Origin of the sequence: Gryllotalpicola ginsengisoli DSM 22003, assembly GCF_000419445.1 — a bacterium.
In the GTDB taxonomy this organism is placed as follows: Bacteria; Actinomycetota; Actinomycetes; order Actinomycetales; family Microbacteriaceae; genus Gryllotalpicola; species Gryllotalpicola ginsengisoli.
Genome location: NZ_AULK01000005.1, coordinates 204,236 through 219,533 on the forward strand (window position 1 = coordinate 204,236; position 15,298 = coordinate 219,533).

General features: G+C 70.6%; 16 protein-coding genes and 1 pseudogene. 5 read left to right on the forward strand and 12 right to left on the reverse strand.

Annotated features, from left to right (window positions below; translation table 11 throughout):
• Positions 1 to 81: 81 nt before the first annotated feature.
• Genes alr through glmS form a run of 3 tightly spaced genes read right to left on the reverse strand, consistent with a single transcriptional unit; the run spans position 82 to position 3,511 of the window.
• Entirely contained in the window at positions 82 to 1,302 is a 1,221-nt protein-coding gene (alr, locus tag H563_RS16300; RefSeq protein WP_022882651.1) for an alanine racemase, read from the reverse strand.
• The gene (locus H563_RS0110965) at positions 1,295 to 1,657 is read right to left on the reverse strand and encodes a holo-ACP synthase (RefSeq protein ID WP_022882652.1); all 363 of its coding nucleotides are present in this window, start codon (positions 1,655 to 1,657) and stop codon (positions 1,295 to 1,297) included. Before H563_RS0110965 ends, alr begins: the two co-directional genes overlap by 8 nt.
• A 3-nt stretch (positions 1,658 to 1,660) precedes the next feature.
• Complete coding sequence (glmS, locus tag H563_RS0110970; protein WP_022882653.1) at positions 1,661 to 3,511, reverse strand: glutamine--fructose-6-phosphate transaminase (isomerizing); 1,851 nt, start codon at positions 3,509 to 3,511, stop codon at positions 1,661 to 1,663.
• A 75-nt stretch (positions 3,512 to 3,586) separates the two neighbouring features.
• Between glmS and coaA the strand changes: the two genes are divergently transcribed.
• A complete protein-coding gene (coaA, locus tag H563_RS0110975; protein ID WP_022882654.1) occupies positions 3,587 to 4,534 on the forward strand; it encodes a type I pantothenate kinase in 948 nt (315 codons plus the stop codon).
• Positions 4,535 to 4,605: 71 nt separating this feature from the next.
• The gene (locus tag H563_RS0110980; protein WP_027479357.1) at positions 4,606 to 5,643 is read left to right on the forward strand and encodes a GNAT family N-acetyltransferase; all 1,038 of its coding nucleotides are present in this window, start codon (positions 4,606 to 4,608) and stop codon (positions 5,641 to 5,643) included.
• Between the two features lie 170 nt (positions 5,644 to 5,813).
• Here the strand turns inward: H563_RS0110980 and glmM are convergent, their stop codons facing one another.
• From glmM to rplM, 3 genes are read right to left on the reverse strand one after another with little or no spacing between them, the layout of a single operon-like run.
• On the reverse strand, positions 5,814 to 7,178 hold the full coding sequence (glmM, locus tag H563_RS0110985; protein ID WP_022882656.1) for a phosphoglucosamine mutase: 1,365 nt from the start codon (positions 7,176 to 7,178) through the stop codon (positions 5,814 to 5,816).
• Between the two features lie 32 nt (positions 7,179 to 7,210).
• Positions 7,211 to 7,690, reverse strand: a complete 480-nt coding sequence (gene rpsI / locus H563_RS0110990; protein WP_022882657.1) for a 30S ribosomal protein S9 — start codon at positions 7,688 to 7,690, stop codon at positions 7,211 to 7,213.
• A gap of 39 nt (positions 7,691 to 7,729) precedes the next feature.
• Complete coding sequence (gene rplM / locus H563_RS0110995; protein WP_022882658.1) at positions 7,730 to 8,176, reverse strand: 50S ribosomal protein L13; 447 nt, start codon at positions 8,174 to 8,176, stop codon at positions 7,730 to 7,732.
• Between the two features lie 262 nt (positions 8,177 to 8,438).
• On the opposite strand from rplM, the pseudogene H563_RS18210 reads away from it, so the two are divergent.
• The 3 genes and pseudogenes from H563_RS18210 to H563_RS16305 form a co-directional block, all read left to right on the forward strand.
• Positions 8,439 to 8,990 (forward strand): annotated as a pseudogene (locus H563_RS18210) (acylneuraminate cytidylyltransferase family protein); the annotation flags it as partial.
• Between the two features lie 183 nt (positions 8,991 to 9,173).
• Positions 9,174 to 10,046 (forward strand): N-acetylneuraminate synthase family protein, encoded by an 873-nt coding sequence (locus H563_RS18215; protein WP_027479358.1) that lies wholly within the window; start codon positions 9,174 to 9,176, stop codon positions 10,044 to 10,046.
• Positions 10,047 to 10,051: 5 nt separating this feature from the next.
• Positions 10,052 to 11,347 carry a DUF6716 putative glycosyltransferase gene (locus H563_RS16305; protein WP_022882660.1) on the forward strand — a complete coding sequence of 432 codons (1,296 nt, stop codon included), beginning with the start codon at positions 10,052 to 10,054 and terminating at the stop codon, positions 11,345 to 11,347.
• Here the strand turns inward: H563_RS16305 and truA are convergent.
• From truA to rpsM, 6 genes are all read right to left on the reverse strand, one after another.
• On the reverse strand, positions 11,322 to 12,194 hold the full coding sequence (gene truA / locus H563_RS0111010; RefSeq protein ID WP_027479359.1) for a tRNA pseudouridine(38-40) synthase TruA: 873 nt from the start codon (positions 12,192 to 12,194) through the stop codon (positions 11,322 to 11,324). The genes H563_RS16305 and truA overlap by 26 nt on opposite strands.
• 31 nt (positions 12,195 to 12,225) lie before the next feature.
• The gene (locus H563_RS0111015; RefSeq protein WP_281169783.1) at positions 12,226 to 12,585 is read right to left on the reverse strand and encodes a YchJ family protein; all 360 of its coding nucleotides are present in this window, start codon (positions 12,583 to 12,585) and stop codon (positions 12,226 to 12,228) included.
• A gap of 116 nt (positions 12,586 to 12,701) precedes the next feature.
• On the reverse strand, positions 12,702 to 13,289 hold the full coding sequence (gene rplQ / locus H563_RS0111020; RefSeq protein ID WP_022882663.1) for a 50S ribosomal protein L17: 588 nt from the start codon (positions 13,287 to 13,289) through the stop codon (positions 12,702 to 12,704).
• A gap of 48 nt (positions 13,290 to 13,337) precedes the next feature.
• A complete protein-coding gene (locus H563_RS0111025; RefSeq protein WP_022882664.1) occupies positions 13,338 to 14,324 on the reverse strand; it encodes a DNA-directed RNA polymerase subunit alpha in 987 nt (328 codons plus the stop codon).
• A 125-nt stretch (positions 14,325 to 14,449) separates the two neighbouring features.
• Entirely contained in the window at positions 14,450 to 14,851 is a 402-nt protein-coding gene (rpsK, locus tag H563_RS0111030) for a 30S ribosomal protein S11 (protein WP_022882665.1), read from the reverse strand.
• Between the two features lie 36 nt (positions 14,852 to 14,887).
• Positions 14,888 to 15,268, reverse strand: coding sequence for a 30S ribosomal protein S13 (gene rpsM / locus H563_RS0111035; protein WP_022882666.1), 381 nt, complete (start codon positions 15,266 to 15,268; stop codon positions 14,888 to 14,890).
• Positions 15,269 to 15,298 lie beyond the last annotated feature (30 nt).

Genomic DNA, 15,298 nt, shown 5'->3' on the forward strand with positions numbered 1-15,298 from the left:
GCGTGCCGCTGGTCGACTCGCCGGCATCGCCGGCCGCACCGCTGGTCGACTCGCCGGCATCGCCGGCGAATGGAGACCTGCTCACCGCCGCTCCTCCGGTCTCCACTCGGCGCCGTCGGCGCCGAGTCGACCTGCGGAACCCACGTACCGCCGACTCGTGCGCCCGCCGATGCGCGTGACGATCTCCCAGTTGATCGTGTCGGCGGCTCGCGCCCAGTCCTCCACCGGCGGCACCCCGCGCGCCGCGTCGCCGAACAGCACCACGGGGTCCCCGACCGACACCGGCGCATCCCCCGCGTCGACGACGAACTGGTCCATCGCGACCCGACCGGCGATCGGATGCACCCCGCCGCCGACCCACACCGCTGCGCGGTTCGAGACCGCGCGCGGAATGCCGTCCCCGTACCCGAACGGCACGAGCACGAGCGTCGTCTCGCGCTCGGTCGTGTAGGTGTAGTCGTACGACACCGAGGTGCCGGCCGGCACCCGCTTCACGGAGGCGGCGCGCCCCTGCAGCGTCATCGCGGGCCGCAGCCCCAGCTCGGCGGCCCCGGCCGGGTCCTGGAACGGCGAGAGCCCGTACACCGTCAGCCCGAGCCGCACGGTGTTGTACCGCGCCTCCGGCTGCCTCAGCGCCGCGGCCGAGGCCGCGGCGTGCACGAGGTCGGGTGCGAGCCCGACGCCGCGGGCGAGCTCGAGGCCCTGGTCGAACCGGTCGAGGCTCTCGGCGTCGTCCTCCGGGGAGGCGTTCGAGAGGTGTGTGAACAGTCCGACGACGTCGATGTGCCGGGCGAGCTCGAGCTCGGCGGCGATGCCGAACGCCTCCGACCAGCGCTCGCGGGGCAGGCCGTTGCGCGACAGCCCCGTGTCGAGCTTGAGCTGCACCGAGGCGCGCCGGCCCACCCGCTGCGTCGCGTCGGCGATCGCCCGCAGCTGCGGCAGCGAGGAGACGCCGAGCGACACCCCCTGTGCCACGGCCTCGTCGAATCGCTCCGCGGGGTCGTGCAGCCAGGCGACGACCGGCGCCTCGATGCCGGCGGCGCGCAGTTCCAGCGCCTCCCCCACGGTCGCGACGCCCAGCCAGTCGGCTCCTCCGGCGAGCGCGGCGCGCGCCGACGGCACGGCCCCGTGCCCGTAGCCGTCGGCCTTGACGACCGCGATGAAGTGCTCCGTCCCCGTGAGCGCGCGCAGCACGCGCACGTTGGAGGCGATGGCGTCGAGGTCGATCACGGCCTCGCGGAAGCCGACGGGGTCGAGGTAGGCCGGGGCGGCGCCCGGCGCGGCGGGCTGCGGCTCAGGCATCCGTGCCCCCTTCGGCGACCACGAACGCGACGGCCACGCCGGCGTCGTGGGTGATGGACAGGTGCAGCCGGCGCACGCCGTGCGCCGCGACCACCTCGGCCGCGCCGCCGCGCAGCTCGAAGCCCGGGTCGCCGTGCTCGTTCGAGACGACGACGATGTCGGTCCACACGAGCCCGTCCGAGCGGCCGAGCGCCTTGATCAGCGCCTCCTTGGCCGCGAACCGCGCCGCGAGCGAGTGCACGGGCAGTCCTTGTTCGCTGGTGGCGAACAGCCGCTCCCGCAGCCGCGGGGTCTGCTCGAGCTTCTGCGCGAAGCGGTCGAGCCCCACCACGTCCACGCCGATGCCGGTGATCACGGCTTACTCGACCGTGACCGACTTGGCCAGGTTGCGCGGCTGGTCGACGTCGAGCCCCTTGGCGCTGGAGAGCTCGAGGGCGAAGATCTGCAGCGGCACGACCGCCAGCAGCGGCTCGAAGAAGGGGGCCGCCAGCGGCACCGGGATGACCTCGTCGGCATACGGCAGCACCGCGACGTCGCCGATCTCGGCGATCGCGATCACGCGGGCGCCGCGAGCCCGGATCTCCTGGATGTTCGAGACGACCTTGCGGTGCATCTCGTCCGAGTAGCGGGGGCTCGGCACGAGGACGAACACGGGCAGGCCCGGCTCGATCAGCGCGATGGGCCCGTGCTTGAGCTCGCCGGCCGCGAAGCCCTCGGCGTGGATGTACGCGAGCTCCTTGAGCTTCAGCGCCCCTTCCAGCGCGACCGGATACCCGACGTGCCGGCCGAGGAACAGCACGGCGCGCGTGTCCGCCATCCAGTGCGCGAGCTCGGCGATCCGGTCGTGCGTGCCGAGCACGGTGCGCATCTTGTCGGGCACCGCGAGCAGTTCGCGCACCTGCGCTGCGCGAGCGGATGCGTCGAGCGTGCCCTTCACCCGCGCGAGGTGCAGCCCGAGCAGGTACAGGGCCGTGATCTGCGCGACGAACGCCTTCGTCGACGCGACCGCCACCTCGGGCCCGGCGTGCGTGTACAGCGCCGCGTCGGACTCGCGCGGGATGGTCGCGCCCTGCGTGTTGCAGATCGACAGGGTGCGGGCGCCGAGCTCACGGGCGTGCTTGACCGCCATCAGCGTGTCCATGGTCTCGCCCGACTGGCTGATCGACACGACGAGGGTGTGCGGGCCGACGACGGGGTCGCGGTAGCGGAACTCGTGAGCCAGCTGCACGTCGACCGGCACCCGCGCCCACGACTCGATGGCGTACGAGCCGACCTGCCCGGCGTACGCGGCGGTGCCGGCGGCCACCACGACGATGCGGTCGACCTGCGCGAGCACGTCGTCGCCGAGCTCGGCGAGCTCCGGCACGACGACGTCGTCGCCGTCGAGCCGCTCGCGCAGGGTGTCGGCGACCGCGTCGGGGTCCTCGGTGATCTCCTTCAGCATGAACGACGACCAGCCGCCCTTCTCGGCGGCGGAGGCGTCCCACTGCACCTCGAACGGCGCGACCTCGACGGGGTCCCCGGCGAAGTCGGTGACCTCGACCCGGTCCGGCGTGATGACGACGATCTGGTCCTGCCCGATCGCGACCGCCCGGCGGGTGTGCTCGATGAAGGCGGCGACGTCGCTGCCGAGGAAGTTCTCGCCCTCGCCGAGGCCGATCACGAGCGGCGAGTTGCGGCGCGCGCCGACCACGACGCCCGGTTCGTCCTCGTGCACCGCCAGCAGCGTGAAGGCGCCGTCCAGGCGGGCGACCGTGTTGCGGAACGCGGTGCGCAGGTCGCCGGTGCGCCGGTACTCGACGCCGAGCAGCTTCGCCGCGACCTCGGTGTCGGTCTCGCTGTCGAAGACGACGCCCTGGCCCTCGAGCTCCTCCTTGAGCTGCGCGAAGTTCTCGATGATCCCGTTGTGGATCAGCGCGAGCTTCCCGTCGTCGCCCAGGTGCGGGTGCGCGTTGCCGTCGGTGGGGCCGCCGTGCGTCGCCCAGCGCGTGTGGCCGATCCCCGTCACGCCGTCGGCGATCGGATGCGTCGACAGCTCCTCCTCGAGCACGCCGAGCTTGCCCGCCCGCTTCGCCGTCCGCAGTCGGCCCTCCGGATCGATCACGGCCACGCCCGCGGAGTCGTAGCCGCGATACTCGAGCCGCTTCAGCCCGCCCAGCAGCACCGGCAGAGACTGCCGCGATCCGACGTAACCGACGATTCCGCACATGCGGTCGAGCTTAGTTGCGGCGCCTGAGCGAGGCCCGGCGGGGCCGGGCGCGTGCGGGAACTAGACTCGGTCACCATGACCGAACACGGCGCCGTCGCCACCGCGGCGCAGACGCCGTTCGTCGAGCTGAGCCGCGCCGACTGGGCGGAGCTCGCCCACAGCACGCCGCAGCCGCTGACCGAGACCGAGATCGTGCAGCTGCGCGGCCTCGGCGACGTGCTCGACATGCGCGAGGTCTCCGAGGTGTACCTGCCGCTGTCGCGTCTGCTGAACCTCTACGCCCAGGGCACGCAGCGGCTGCACCGCGCCACGAGCGACTTCCTCGGCGAGCGCGCCGCCCGCACCCCCTTCGTCATCGGCGTGGCCGGCTCGGTGGCGGTGGGCAAGTCGACGGTCTCGCGCCTGCTGCGCGAGCTGCTCAGCCGCTGGGAGAACACCCCGCGCGTCGAACTCGTCACGACCGACGGATTCCTCTACCCGAACGCCGAGCTCGAGCGGCGCGGCCTGATGGAGCGCAAGGGCTTCCCGGAGTCGTACGACCGGCGCGCCCTGCTGCGCTTCGTCACCGAGGTCAAGAGCGGGGCCCCCGAGGTGCGCGCGCCGTTCTACTCGCACCTGAGCTACGACATCGTGCCCGACGCGCAGATCATCGTGCGGCGCCCCGACATCCTCATCGTCGAGGGGCTCAACGTGCTGCAGCCCGGCTCCACCGGCAGCCTCGCCATCAGCGACCTGTTCGACTTCTCGATCTACGTCGACGCCAGCACCAAGGCGATCGAGGGATGGTACATCGACCGCTTCCTCAAGCTGCAGAAGGGCGCCTTCGCCAACCCGCAGTCCTACTTCCACCGCTACGCCGAGCTGACGGAGCAGGAGGCGACCGAGCGGGCGCGCGGCATCTGGAAGTCGATCAACGAGCCGAACCTCGAGCAGAACGTGCGGCCCACGCGGGCACGCGCCAAGCTCGTGCTGCGCAAGAGCGCCGATCACACCGTCGACTCGGTGCTGCTGCGCAAGCTCTGAGAAGCGGATGCACGGCCGGGCGTTCGACGCGCATCCAGGCTTCGGTCGGCGGCGAGTGCCAGAGTGAGTCCGTGACCGATCTGAGCCCCCTTAGCGAGCGCGTCGAGGCGCCGCACCGGCTCGCCCTGCCGATCCATCCCGACATCGCCCTGTGGCGCCCGCTCACCGCCGACGACGCCGATGAGGTGACCGCTCTGCAGCAGGCCGCCGACGCCGTCGACCACCCGAGCTGGACGACCCCGCGCGAAGACATCGTCGAAGAGCTGGGGCACAGCTACGTCGATCTCGCCCGCGACTCCCTGGGCGGGATCGACGCCGACGGCCGGATCGTCGCCTGGGGGCTCAACGTCATGCCGCCGAACCCCGAGACGCTCGTGCGCGTGCTGCTCCTCGGCACGACGCATCCGTCGGTGCGCGGCGCCGGCATCGGCCGCCAGCTGCTGCAGTGGCAGCGCGGCCGCGCACAGCAGATGCTGCGCGGCTCGAACCTGCCGCTGCCCGGCTGGATCCTGCAGTACCTCTCCGCCGGCAACGTGCCGGGCATCCGCCTGGCCGAACTGCTCGGCTTCCACGTGGGCCGCTATTTCGCCACGCTCACCCGCGATCTCGCCGAGCCCGTCGACGTGCCGCCCGAGCCCGACGGCGTCCGGATCGTCCCCTGGCGCGACGAGCTGAGCGCCGCGACCCTCGCGGCGAAGAACGAGGCGTTCCGCGACCACTGGAGCAGCCAGCCCACCTCGGCCGAGCAGTGGAGGCATCTGGCCGGCGGCGAGTTCTTCCGCCCCGACCTGTCGTTCCTCGCACTCAGCGCCGACGACCCCGGCACCGTCGCCGGCCTGGTGCTCACCAGCGTGCTGGAGCACGACTGGCCACACCAGGGCTACACGAGCTCCTACATCGGCTTCGTCGCGACCCGGCGCCCCTGGCGCGGCCGCGGTGTCGCCGCGGCCCTGCTCTCGCGCGCGCTCGACGCCTCCAGGAAGGCGGGGCTCGAGAAGGCCGTGCTCGACGTCGACACGCAGAACCCGAGCGGCGCCGTCGCCCTCTACACCGACCTCGGCTTCGTCCCCGACGACAGCCGCCAGGTCGCCATGGTCTTGCAGTACTGAGCTAATTTTGCGCGCCGGTCCCCGCCCGGCGCGCCGCGGTCGACTTTCCCGGTTCCCACGACCGCCGGCGAACAAGTCGCCGGCTTGAGGAGCGTCTTGCGAGGGCTCGAACTGTCGGACGATGCTGCGTGCAGCGTGTTCGACGGATGCCTGCGGCATCCGTGCCCGCGTTACTCGGCGAGCTCGGCGCGCACGACCTCGGCGAGGCGCTGCGCGTACGACTTCGCGGCCTCGTCGTCCGCGGCCTCGACCATCACGCGGATCATCGGCTCCGTGCCGCTCGGGCGCAGCAGCACCCGGCCCGTCTCGCCGAGCTCCGCCTCGACGGCGGCGACCGCGTCGGCGATCGCCTGGTTGCCCGCGAAGCGGCCACGGTCGACGCCGCGCACGTTGATGAGCTCCTGCGGGAAGACGGTCATCACCGAGGCCAACTCGGCCAGGGACTTGCCGGTGCGGGCCATCTCGGCCAGCAGGGTCAGCCCCGTCAGCGCGCCGTCGCCGGTGGTGGCGTGCTCGCTCAGGATGACGTGGCCGGACTGCTCCCCGCCGATCGAGTAGCCCTCTTCGTTGATCTTCTCGAGCACGTACCGGTCACCGACTGCCGTGGTGACGACGTTGATGCCGTGCGCCTGCATGGCGCGGTGCAGGCCCAGGTTGCTCATGACGGTGGCCACCAGCGTGTCCTTCGCGAGCTTGCCCCGGTCCTTCAGCGACAGCGCGAGGATCGCCATGATCTGGTCGCCGGTGACCTCGACCCCGTTCGCGTCGACGGCGAGGCAGCGGTCCGCGTCACCGTCATGCGCGATGCCGACGTCGGCGCCGTGTTCCAGCACCGCCCGCTTCAGGTTGTCGATGTGCGTCGATCCGACGCCGTCGTTGATGTTGAGCCCGTCGGGATCGGCGCCGATGACCGTGACCTTCGCCCCGGCCAGCGCGAACGCCTCCGGCGACGTGCCGGCCGCGGCGCCGTTCGCGCAGTCGAGCACCACGTGCAGCCCGTCGAGCCGGTGCGGGAGCGCTTCGATGAGGTGCACGATGTAGCGGTCCTCACCGTCGGCGAAGCGACGGATGCGCCCCACGTCGCCGCCCGTCGGCGTCCACTTGGGCCGCCCGAGCGCCGCCTCGATGCGGTCCTCGACCACGTCGGGCAGCTTCGTTCCGCCCCGCGCGAAGATCTTGATGCCGTTGTCGGGCGCCGGGTTGTGCGAGGCGGAGATCATCACGCCGAAGTCGGCGTTGATGTCGGAGATGAGGAAGGCCGTCGCGGGGGTCGGGATCACTCCGGCGTCGAGCACGTCGACACCGGAGGACGCCAACCCGGCCGCGACGGCCGAGACGAGGAATTCGCCGGAGATGCGGGGGTCGCGTGCGACCACCGCGACGGGGCGCTTCCCGGCGGCGCGCCGGGCATCGGCCTCACGGCCGGTGCCCAGCACGATGGCCGCGGCCTGCGCGACACCCAGTGCGAGATCCGCGGTGAGGATGTCGCCGTTCGCGAGTCCGCGAACGCCGTCGGTGCCGAACAGGCGCGCCATTGCCGAAAAGACCCGGTAGCCCGTCGAAGCGCTTAGCGCTTCGAGAACTGCGAGGCCTTGCGGGCCTTCTTGAGACCGGCCTTCTTGCGCTCGGTGACGCGGGCGTCACGAGTGAGGAAGCCGGCCTTCTTGAGCGTCGCGCGGTTGTTCTCGCGGTCGATCTCGTTCAGGGCGCGGGCGATGGCGAGGCGCAGCGCGCCCGCCTGTCCCGAGGGGCCGCCACCGGTGATGCGGGCGACGACGTCGTAGGCGCCCTGCAGCTCCAGCACCTTGAAGGGGTCGGTGATCAGCTGCTGGTGCAGCTTGTTGGGGAAGTAGTCCGCGAACGCGCGGCCGTTGACGGTGATCTCACCCGAGCCGGGGATGAGGCGGACGCGGGCGATGGCCTCCTTGCGGCGGCCCACCGCGGCGCCCGGCACGTTCAGCACTGCGCGAGGGGCGGCGGCCTCGGCGGCCGGGGTCTCGGTCGTGAAGCTCTCGGGAGCCTCGATCTGGTCAGCGATCTTTGCCACTTGATTCAGTCCTTAAGAAGTCTTGTCGAGGTCCGGCGCCTACTGGGCGACCTGCGGGAAGGTGTACGGCTTCGGCTGCTGTGCAGCGTGCGGGTGCTGGGGGCCGGCGTAGACCTTGAGCTTGCCCAGCTGCTGGCGACCCAGCGTGTTCTTCGGCAGCATGCCGCGAACGGCCTTCTCGACGGCACGGACCGGGTTCTTCTCGAGGAGCTCGGCGTAGGTCACGGCCTTCAGACCACCCGGGTAGCCGGAGTGGCGGTACGCCTTCTTCTGCTCGGCCTTCTGACCGGTGAGGGCGACCTTGTCGGCGTTGATGATGATGACGAAATCGCCCGTGTCGATGTGCGGGGCGAACGTCGGCTTGTTCTTGCCGCGGAGGATCGCGGCGGCGTGGCTGGCCAGGCGGCCGAGCACCACGTCAGTGGCGTCGATGACGACCCAGTCGCGCTGGATCTCGCCGGCCTTGGGGGTGTAAGTGCGCGTCACAGTAGTGGCTGCTTTCTTGTCGGAGTTGGATGGTCGTGAATCCCGCTCCCGTCGGGAGTTCCCACTCGGATCGAGACGGAACGCCACAGGTGGAGGGCTCAACTTCGGATACCGCGCGGCAGGCGCACGACACCAAAGATCGATCCTACGCGAGGGCCGCCGAATGGGCAAACCGGCACCGCTCTCCCAATGTTCACCTCCCGTCCACTCGAGAGCACCGGCAGGAAACCCGGCTGCGCAAGACCGTGTCTACGTTGAGCGGATGCACCGCTCAAACCCCGACCGGAACCCGACGGTCGTCGCCGTGATCCCGGCGCGAGCCGGATCCCGCGGGGTGCCCGACAAGAACCTGCAGCCCGTCGGCGGCGTCCCGCTGATCGCCCGTGCGGTGGGCTCGGCCCTGACCGCCCGGTTGATCGACCGGGTCGTGGTCTCCACCGACGGCGACGCCATCGCGCAGGCCTCGAGCGCCGCGGGAGCCGAGGTCGTCCGGCGGCCATCCCAGCTTGCGAGCGACACGGCCTCGAGCGAGGCCGCGCTGCTGCACGCCCTCGATGAGCTCGAGTCACGAGGCATCCGTGCCGACGTTCTCGTCTTCATCCAGGCGACCAGCCCGTTCATCGCCCCGGAAGATCTGGATGCCGCCATCGGCCGCATCCTCAGCGGCGAGTCCGATGTGGTCCTCGCCGCCGCCGAGTCGCATGCATTCCTGTGGCGGCTGGGTGAGAATGGCGCCGAAGCAATCAACCACGACGCGTCATTCCGCCCGCGCCGGCAGGACCGCGAGGCCCAGTACGTCGAAACCGGCGCCTTCTACGTGATGCGCGTCGACGGGTTCCGCGCGGCCGGCTTCCGGTTCTTCGGCCGCATCGGCATCGCCGTCACCGACGAACGCCACTCGATCGAGATCGACACCCCCGAGCAATTGCTCATCGCCGACGCCATCGCCACCAGCACGGCGACGGCCCGACCCCGCCCCATCAACGAAAGGCAAGCCATGACCGTTCGCATCGGACGCCACGCCGTCGGAAACGACCAGCCCGTCTACGTCATCGGCGAGATCGGACTCAATCACAACGGCGATGTCGAGATCGCCAAGCAGCTCATCGACGTCGCCGCCGACGCCGGAGCGCAAGCGGTGAAGTTCCAGAAGCGCACCCCGTCGATCTCCACTCCCGAGCACATGAAGAACACTCCGCGCTCGACGCCCTGGGGCGAGATGACCTACCTCGAGTACCGCTACCGCGTCGAGTTCGACCGCGACCAGTACATCGAGATCGGCGACTACGCCACTCTGCGCGGGCTCGACTGGTTCGCGTCGCCGTGGGATGTCCCGTCCGTGGCCTTCCTCGAGGACCTGAACGTGTGCGCGTACAAGGTGGCCTCGGCATCCGTCACCGACCTCGAGCTGCTCGACGCGATCGCCGCCACCGGCAAGCCCGTCATCCTCTCCACCGGCATGTCCACCCTCGAGCAGATCGACGCGGCCGTCGCTCGGTTCGACGCCGACAAGCTCGTGCTGCTGCACGCCACCTCGACGTACCCGCTGCCCGCGGAGGAGGCGAACCTGCGGATGATCAACACGCTCAAGGAGCGCTACGCGGGCACGCCCGTCGGGTATTCGGGCCACGAGCCGGGCCTGCAGATCTCCCTCGCCGCGGTCGCGCTCGGCGCGGTGGCGGTCGAGCGCCACATCACCCTGGATCGCACCATGTGGGGCAGCGACCACGCCGCGTCGCTCGAGCCGCACGGTCTCGACAACCTGGTGCGCGACATCCGCATCATCGAGCAGGCCATGGGCGACGGCGTGAAGCGCGTGATGCCCGGCGAAGAGGCCCCGATGGCCAAGCTGCGCCGCGTGGGGGCATAGCGCACGTGGCACGACGTCGCATCCTCGGCATCGTCGACTCGGACTCGTACGTCAAGTGGGGTGCCGCTCTGCTTGCCGACCTGCCGCCGGACTGGGAGGTCGCACTGACTCTGGTGGCCTCACGCCTGGCGGCCAGCGACGTGCAGGTCGCGGGCGCCCTCGCCGGCACCCCGTTCCGTCCGGCCGACGTGCCGAGGGCGACGCTGCTGGAGATCATCGCGCGGTTGCGCGCCGATCCGGTCGACGCCGTCTTCGTGGCCACCAGCGGCGCGGCCTCCGAGGCGGTGATCACCGCGCTCACGCTGGAACTATCGCCGCGACCGGTCATCATGACGGGGCTGCCGGGCATCTCTTCGCCCGCCAAGTACAAGGGGCTGTTTCGGCGGGCGCAGGCCGACATGTTCGTGCTGCACAGTCACCGCGAGGTGCGCGAGTACCGCGAGCTCGCGGCGCAGCGCGGCATGACGCACACCTTCGGTCTGGCCACGCTGCCGTTCCTGGAACACGTCCGGGTGCACTCGGCGCCGGTGCGCGACAGCATCGTCTTCGCCGCTCAGCCCACCATCCCGTTCCATCGCGAGGACCGCGAACTCGTCATGGGCTGGCTCGTCGAGACGGCCCGCGCCCACCCCGACCTGCGCGTCGTCGTCAAGGTGCGGGCGCTGGCGGGCGAGCGGCAGACGCATCACGAACGGCACCCGTACGCCGGTCTGGTGCCGCAGGACGCCCCGGCGAACCTCGTCGTCGAAGGCGGTTCGATGGCCGAGCACCTCGCGCGAGCGGTCGGGTTCGTCACGATCAGCTCGACGGCGGCGCTCGAGGCGATCGCGGCCGACGTGCCGAGCATCGTCCTCACCGACTTCGGCGTCTCCGGCGCGCTCATCAACGAGGTGTTCGTCGGCAGCGGACTGCTGGCGTCGTCGCGAGACCTGATCGCCGCCCGCTTCCACACCGTCGACCCCGTGTGGCGTGCGCAGAACTACTTCCACCCCGAGTCGGAGAACGACTGGCAGGAACGCCTCGAGGAATTCGCGTTGCTGCGCGACGCGGGTGCACTGCCCGACCGCCCGTCGCAGCGCCGCAGCAAGGGCGGATGGCTGCGCCGCGCCTGGGATCGCAAACGCGCCTTCGGCCCGCACGACCACACGCTCACGGGGTACATCGCCGCGGGCATCGGCTACCCCTACCTGATCGTGCGCCGCCGCCTGCGCGACCTCACCCGGCAGAGGCGCGACGCGGTTCCGGGGAGCGAGGCGCCGGTGGCCGAGGCATCCGTCACAGCACCCGCCGGGCGCGGGTAGCCGCCGCACGCTCGGCGAGTTCGTCGTCGGGAGGGTATTCGACCGCGACCAGCGTGAGCCCCTTCGCCGGCATGACCTTGAAGGCGCTGGTGCGCGCGCCGACGTCGAGAATGAGGGCGAGATCGGATGCCGCGAGCCGGCCCTCCCCGACGGCGACGCATCCCCCGACCAGAGCCCGCACCATACTGTGGCAGAACGCGTCGGCGACCGCCCGCGCGATCAACACGCCCTCTGCGTCGCGGTGCCAGTCGAACTCCTGCAGCGTCCGGATGGTCGTCGCCCCGTCGCGCGGCTTGCAGAACGCGGCGAAGTCGTGCAGGCCGATGAGAGCGCGTGCCGCGGCGTCCATCGCCGACTCGTCGAGTGGCGCCGGCCACCAGACGGTGCGATGGCGCTGCGCAGGGTCGCGGGTCTCGACGCGGTCGCTGACGCGGTACTCATAACGGCGCGCAGTGGCCGAGAACCGGGCGTCGAAGCCGGCGGGTGCGATCCGTCCCCGCTTCACCACGACGTCGGTGCTCGCGCCCAGGATTCCGTTCAGCCGGTACGCGACCGCGGCGCCCGCATCGGAAGCCGACTCGGCGCCGATCCGCACGTGCCGCAGGGAACGCACCTGCTCGGCGGTCAGGTCGAGATGCACGACCTGGGCTGCCGCATGCACCCCCGCATCCGTGCGCCCGGCGACCACCAGGGTCGGGGCCGGCGGCGTGCGCCGGAACAGCACGGCGAGGCCCTCCTCGAGCACGCCCTGCACCGTGCGCAGCCGCGGCTGGCGCGCCCACCCGCTGAAGCCAGTGCCGTCATAGGCGAGATCGAGGCGCACGCGGGTGACGGTCTCGTCGCTCATCGCGCCCATGGTAGCGACGCCCGCCGGCGCATCACTCGGCCCAGGCATCGCCGTCGACATAGAGCCACGAGCCCTCCTCGCGCACGAAACGGCTCGTCTCGTGCAAGACACCCCGCTCGGAGCCCCGACGCCACACAGCGCGGAACTCGACGTCACAGGTCCGGTCGAACGGACCTCCGCCGCGGCTTCCCAGCACATCGAGTCGCCGCCACACCGTGCCGTCGTCGAGACCGAGCGGTGGGGCGGGTCGCGTCGACGGGTGCCACGTGCGCAGCACGTAGTCCACGTCGCCGAGGGCGAAGGCGCAGTAGCGCGAGCGCATCAGCTGCTCCGCGGTGGCCGCTCGCACGTCGCCGCGGAGCAGGGGCGCGCAGCACTCGCCGTAGCTCATTCCGGTTCCGCAAGGGCACCGAGACGCGTCATCCGTCATCTCGATCACCGTACCCGTCACGCGCGAACGCCCCGCGACCTTTTCGGGTGCGGGGCGTTCGTCTGGCGGGGTGCGGTTCAGCGCTCGGCGTCTTCGGCGGCGGGCTCGACCGTCGCGTCCTCGGCGTCGACCTCGGCCTCAGCGGCTTCGTTCGCCTCGGCGGCCGCTTCCTCCTCGGCGACCTCGGCCGCGACGTCCTCCTGCAGCTCGGCCTCGGCCGGGGCCGCGGCGGCCTCGGTCTCCTCGGCCGGCTCCTCGACGGGGGCGGAGGCCGCGGCGGGCTTCGCCTTCTTGACCTTCGGCGTGACCGGCTCGAGCACGAGCTCGATCACGGCCATGGGAGCGTTGTCGCCCTTGCGGAAGCCGGTCTTGACGATGCGCGTGTAGCCGCCCTCGCGATCGGCGACGAGCGGAGCGATCTGGGTGAACAGCTCGTGCACCACCGACTTGTCCTTGATCGTGGCCAGCACGCGACGGCGGGCGTGCAGGTCGCCGCGCTTCGCGAACGTGATCAAGCGCTCGGCGAGCGGACGCAGGCGCTTGGCCTTGGCCTCGGTCGTCTGGATCGACTTGTGGGTGAACAGGCTGGCCGCCAGGTTCGCGAGCAGCAGGCGCTCGTGGGCGGGACCGCCTCCGAGGCGGGGGCCCTTGGTGGGCTTAGGCATTGTGTTTCTCCGTGGGTGAAAAGGGTGGTGGCCTGTGGGTCGAGAAGACTAGTTCTCGTCCTCGAAGCCGCTGTAGAAGTGGGCGCCGTCGAACCCGGGGACCGAGTCCTTCAGGGACAGGCCCATCTCCGTCAGCTTCTCCTTGACCTCATCCACCGACTTCTGGCCGAAGTTGCGGATGTTCATGAGCTGCGTCTCCGAGAGGGAGACCAGCTCGCTGACGGTGTTGATGCCCTCGCGCTTGAGGCAGTTGTAGGAGCGAACCGAGAGGTCGAGATCCTCGATGGGCATCGACAGCTCGGAGCTGAGCACGGCGTCGACCGGGGCGGGGCCGATCTCGATGCCCTCGGCCTGGTTGTTCAGCTCGCGGGCGAGTCCGAACAGCTCGACCAGCGTCTTGCCGGCCGAGGCCAGGGCGTCACGGGGGCTGATCGCGGGCTTGGTCTCGACGTCGACGACCAGACGGTCGAAGTCGGTGCGCTCACCGGCGCGCGTCGCCTCGACGCGGTAGGTGACCTTGAGCACCGGCGAGTAGATCGAGTCGACCGGGATCTGCCCGGCCTCGCTGAATTCGCTGCGGTTCTGCTGCGCCGAAACGTAGCCGCGGCCGCGCTCGATGGTGAGTTCGATCTCGAGCTTGGCCTTGTCGTTCAGGGTCGCGATGACGAGCTCGGGGTTGTGGATCTCCACGCCGGCCGGGGCGGAGATGTCGGCCGCGGTGACCTCGCCCGCGCCCTGCTTGCGCAGGTAGGCGGTGATGGGCTCGTCGTGCTCGCTCGAGACGACCAGGCCCTTGATGTTCAGGATGATCTCGGTGACATCCTCTTTGACGCCCGGCACCGTGCTGAACTCGTGCAGCACGCCGTCGATGCGGATGCTTGTGACCGCGGCGCCCGGGATCGACGACAGCAGCGTGCGGCGGAGCGAGTTGCCGAGGGTGTACCCGAAGCCCGGCTCGAGCGGCTCGATGACGAACCGCGAACGGTGCTCCGAGATCGGCTCCTCGGTCAGAGTAGGACGCTGTGCAATGAGCACTGTTGATTCCTTTCGGCTAAGAGTCCGCTATATGACTCTTGCGTGAGTGAAGGTGTTGAGTTGTGTGAAGAGCGACCGATCACGGATGCCCCGGCGGCGGGGCATCCGTGTCGACAGAGTCCTAGTTAGACGCGGCGGCGCTTCGGCGGGCGGGCGCCGTTGTGAGCCTGGGGCGTCACGTCGGTGATGCTGCCGACCTCGAGGCCGGCGGCCTGGAGCGAGCGGATAGCGGTCTCGCGGCCCGAGCCCGGGCCCTTGACGAAGACGTCGACCTTCTTCATGCCGTGCTCCTGAGCCTGGCGCGCAGCCGACTCGGCGGCGAGCTGGGCGGCGAACGGGGTCGACTTGCGCGAGCCCTTGAAGCCGACGCCACCGGAGGAGGCCCAGCTGATCACAGCACCGCTCGTGTCGGTGATCGACACGATCGTGTTGTTGAAGGTGCTCTTGATGTGGGCCTGGCCCACGGCGATGTTCTTCTTCTCCTTGCGGCGCGGCTTACGCGCGGCAGCCGTCTTAGGTGCAGCCATTTGTGTCTATCTCTCCTGAATCCCTGGGGCCCGCGGTTACTTGCGGCCGGCCTTCTTCTTGCCGGCGACGGTGCGCTTCGGACCCTTGCGGGTGCGCGCGTTCGTCTTGGTGCGCTGACCGCGCACCGGGAGGCCGCGGCGGTGACGCAGACCCTGGTAGGAGCCGATCTCGACCTTGCGGCGGATGTCGGCCTGCACCTCACGGCGAAGGTCGCCCTCCACCTTGAAGTTGCCCTCGATGTAGTCGCGGAGCGCGACCAGCTGGTCGTCGGTGAGGTCCTTGACCCGGATGTCGCCCGAGATGCCGGTGGCGGCGAGGGTCTGAAGCGACCGCGTGCGGCCGACACCGTAGATGTACGTCAGTGCGATCTCCACGCGCTTCTCGCGCGGGATGTCGACGCCTGCAAGACGTGCCATGTTGGCTTTCTCCTGTAAGTGAGTGGAGGT

Coding starts and splice junctions, on each gene's coding strand:
- alr (WP_022882651.1), bottom strand. CDS start 1,302: ATGCCTGAGCCGCAGCCCGCCGCGCCGGGCGCCGCCCCGGCCTACCTC.
- glmS (WP_022882653.1), bottom strand. CDS start 3,511: ATGTGCGGAATCGTCGGTTACGTCGGATCGCGGCAGTCTCTGCCGGTG.
- coaA (WP_022882654.1), top strand. CDS start 3,587: ATGACCGAACACGGCGCCGTCGCCACCGCGGCGCAGACGCCGTTCGTC.
- glmM (WP_022882656.1), bottom strand. CDS start 7,178: ATGGCGCGCCTGTTCGGCACCGACGGCGTTCGCGGACTCGCGAACGGC.
- H563_RS18215 (WP_027479358.1), top strand. CDS start 9,174: ATGACCGTTCGCATCGGACGCCACGCCGTCGGAAACGACCAGCCCGTC.
- truA (WP_027479359.1), bottom strand. CDS start 12,194: ATGAGCGACGAGACCGTCACCCGCGTGCGCCTCGATCTCGCCTATGAC.
- H563_RS0111015 (WP_281169783.1), bottom strand. CDS start 12,585: ATGAGCTACGGCGAGTGCTGCGCGCCCCTGCTCCGCGGCGACGTGCGA.
- rplQ (WP_022882663.1), bottom strand. CDS start 13,289: ATGCCTAAGCCCACCAAGGGCCCCCGCCTCGGAGGCGGTCCCGCCCAC.
- rpsK (WP_022882665.1), bottom strand. CDS start 14,851: ATGGCTGCACCTAAGACGGCTGCCGCGCGTAAGCCGCGCCGCAAGGAG.
- rpsM (WP_022882666.1), bottom strand. CDS start 15,268: ATGGCACGTCTTGCAGGCGTCGACATCCCGCGCGAGAAGCGCGTGGAG.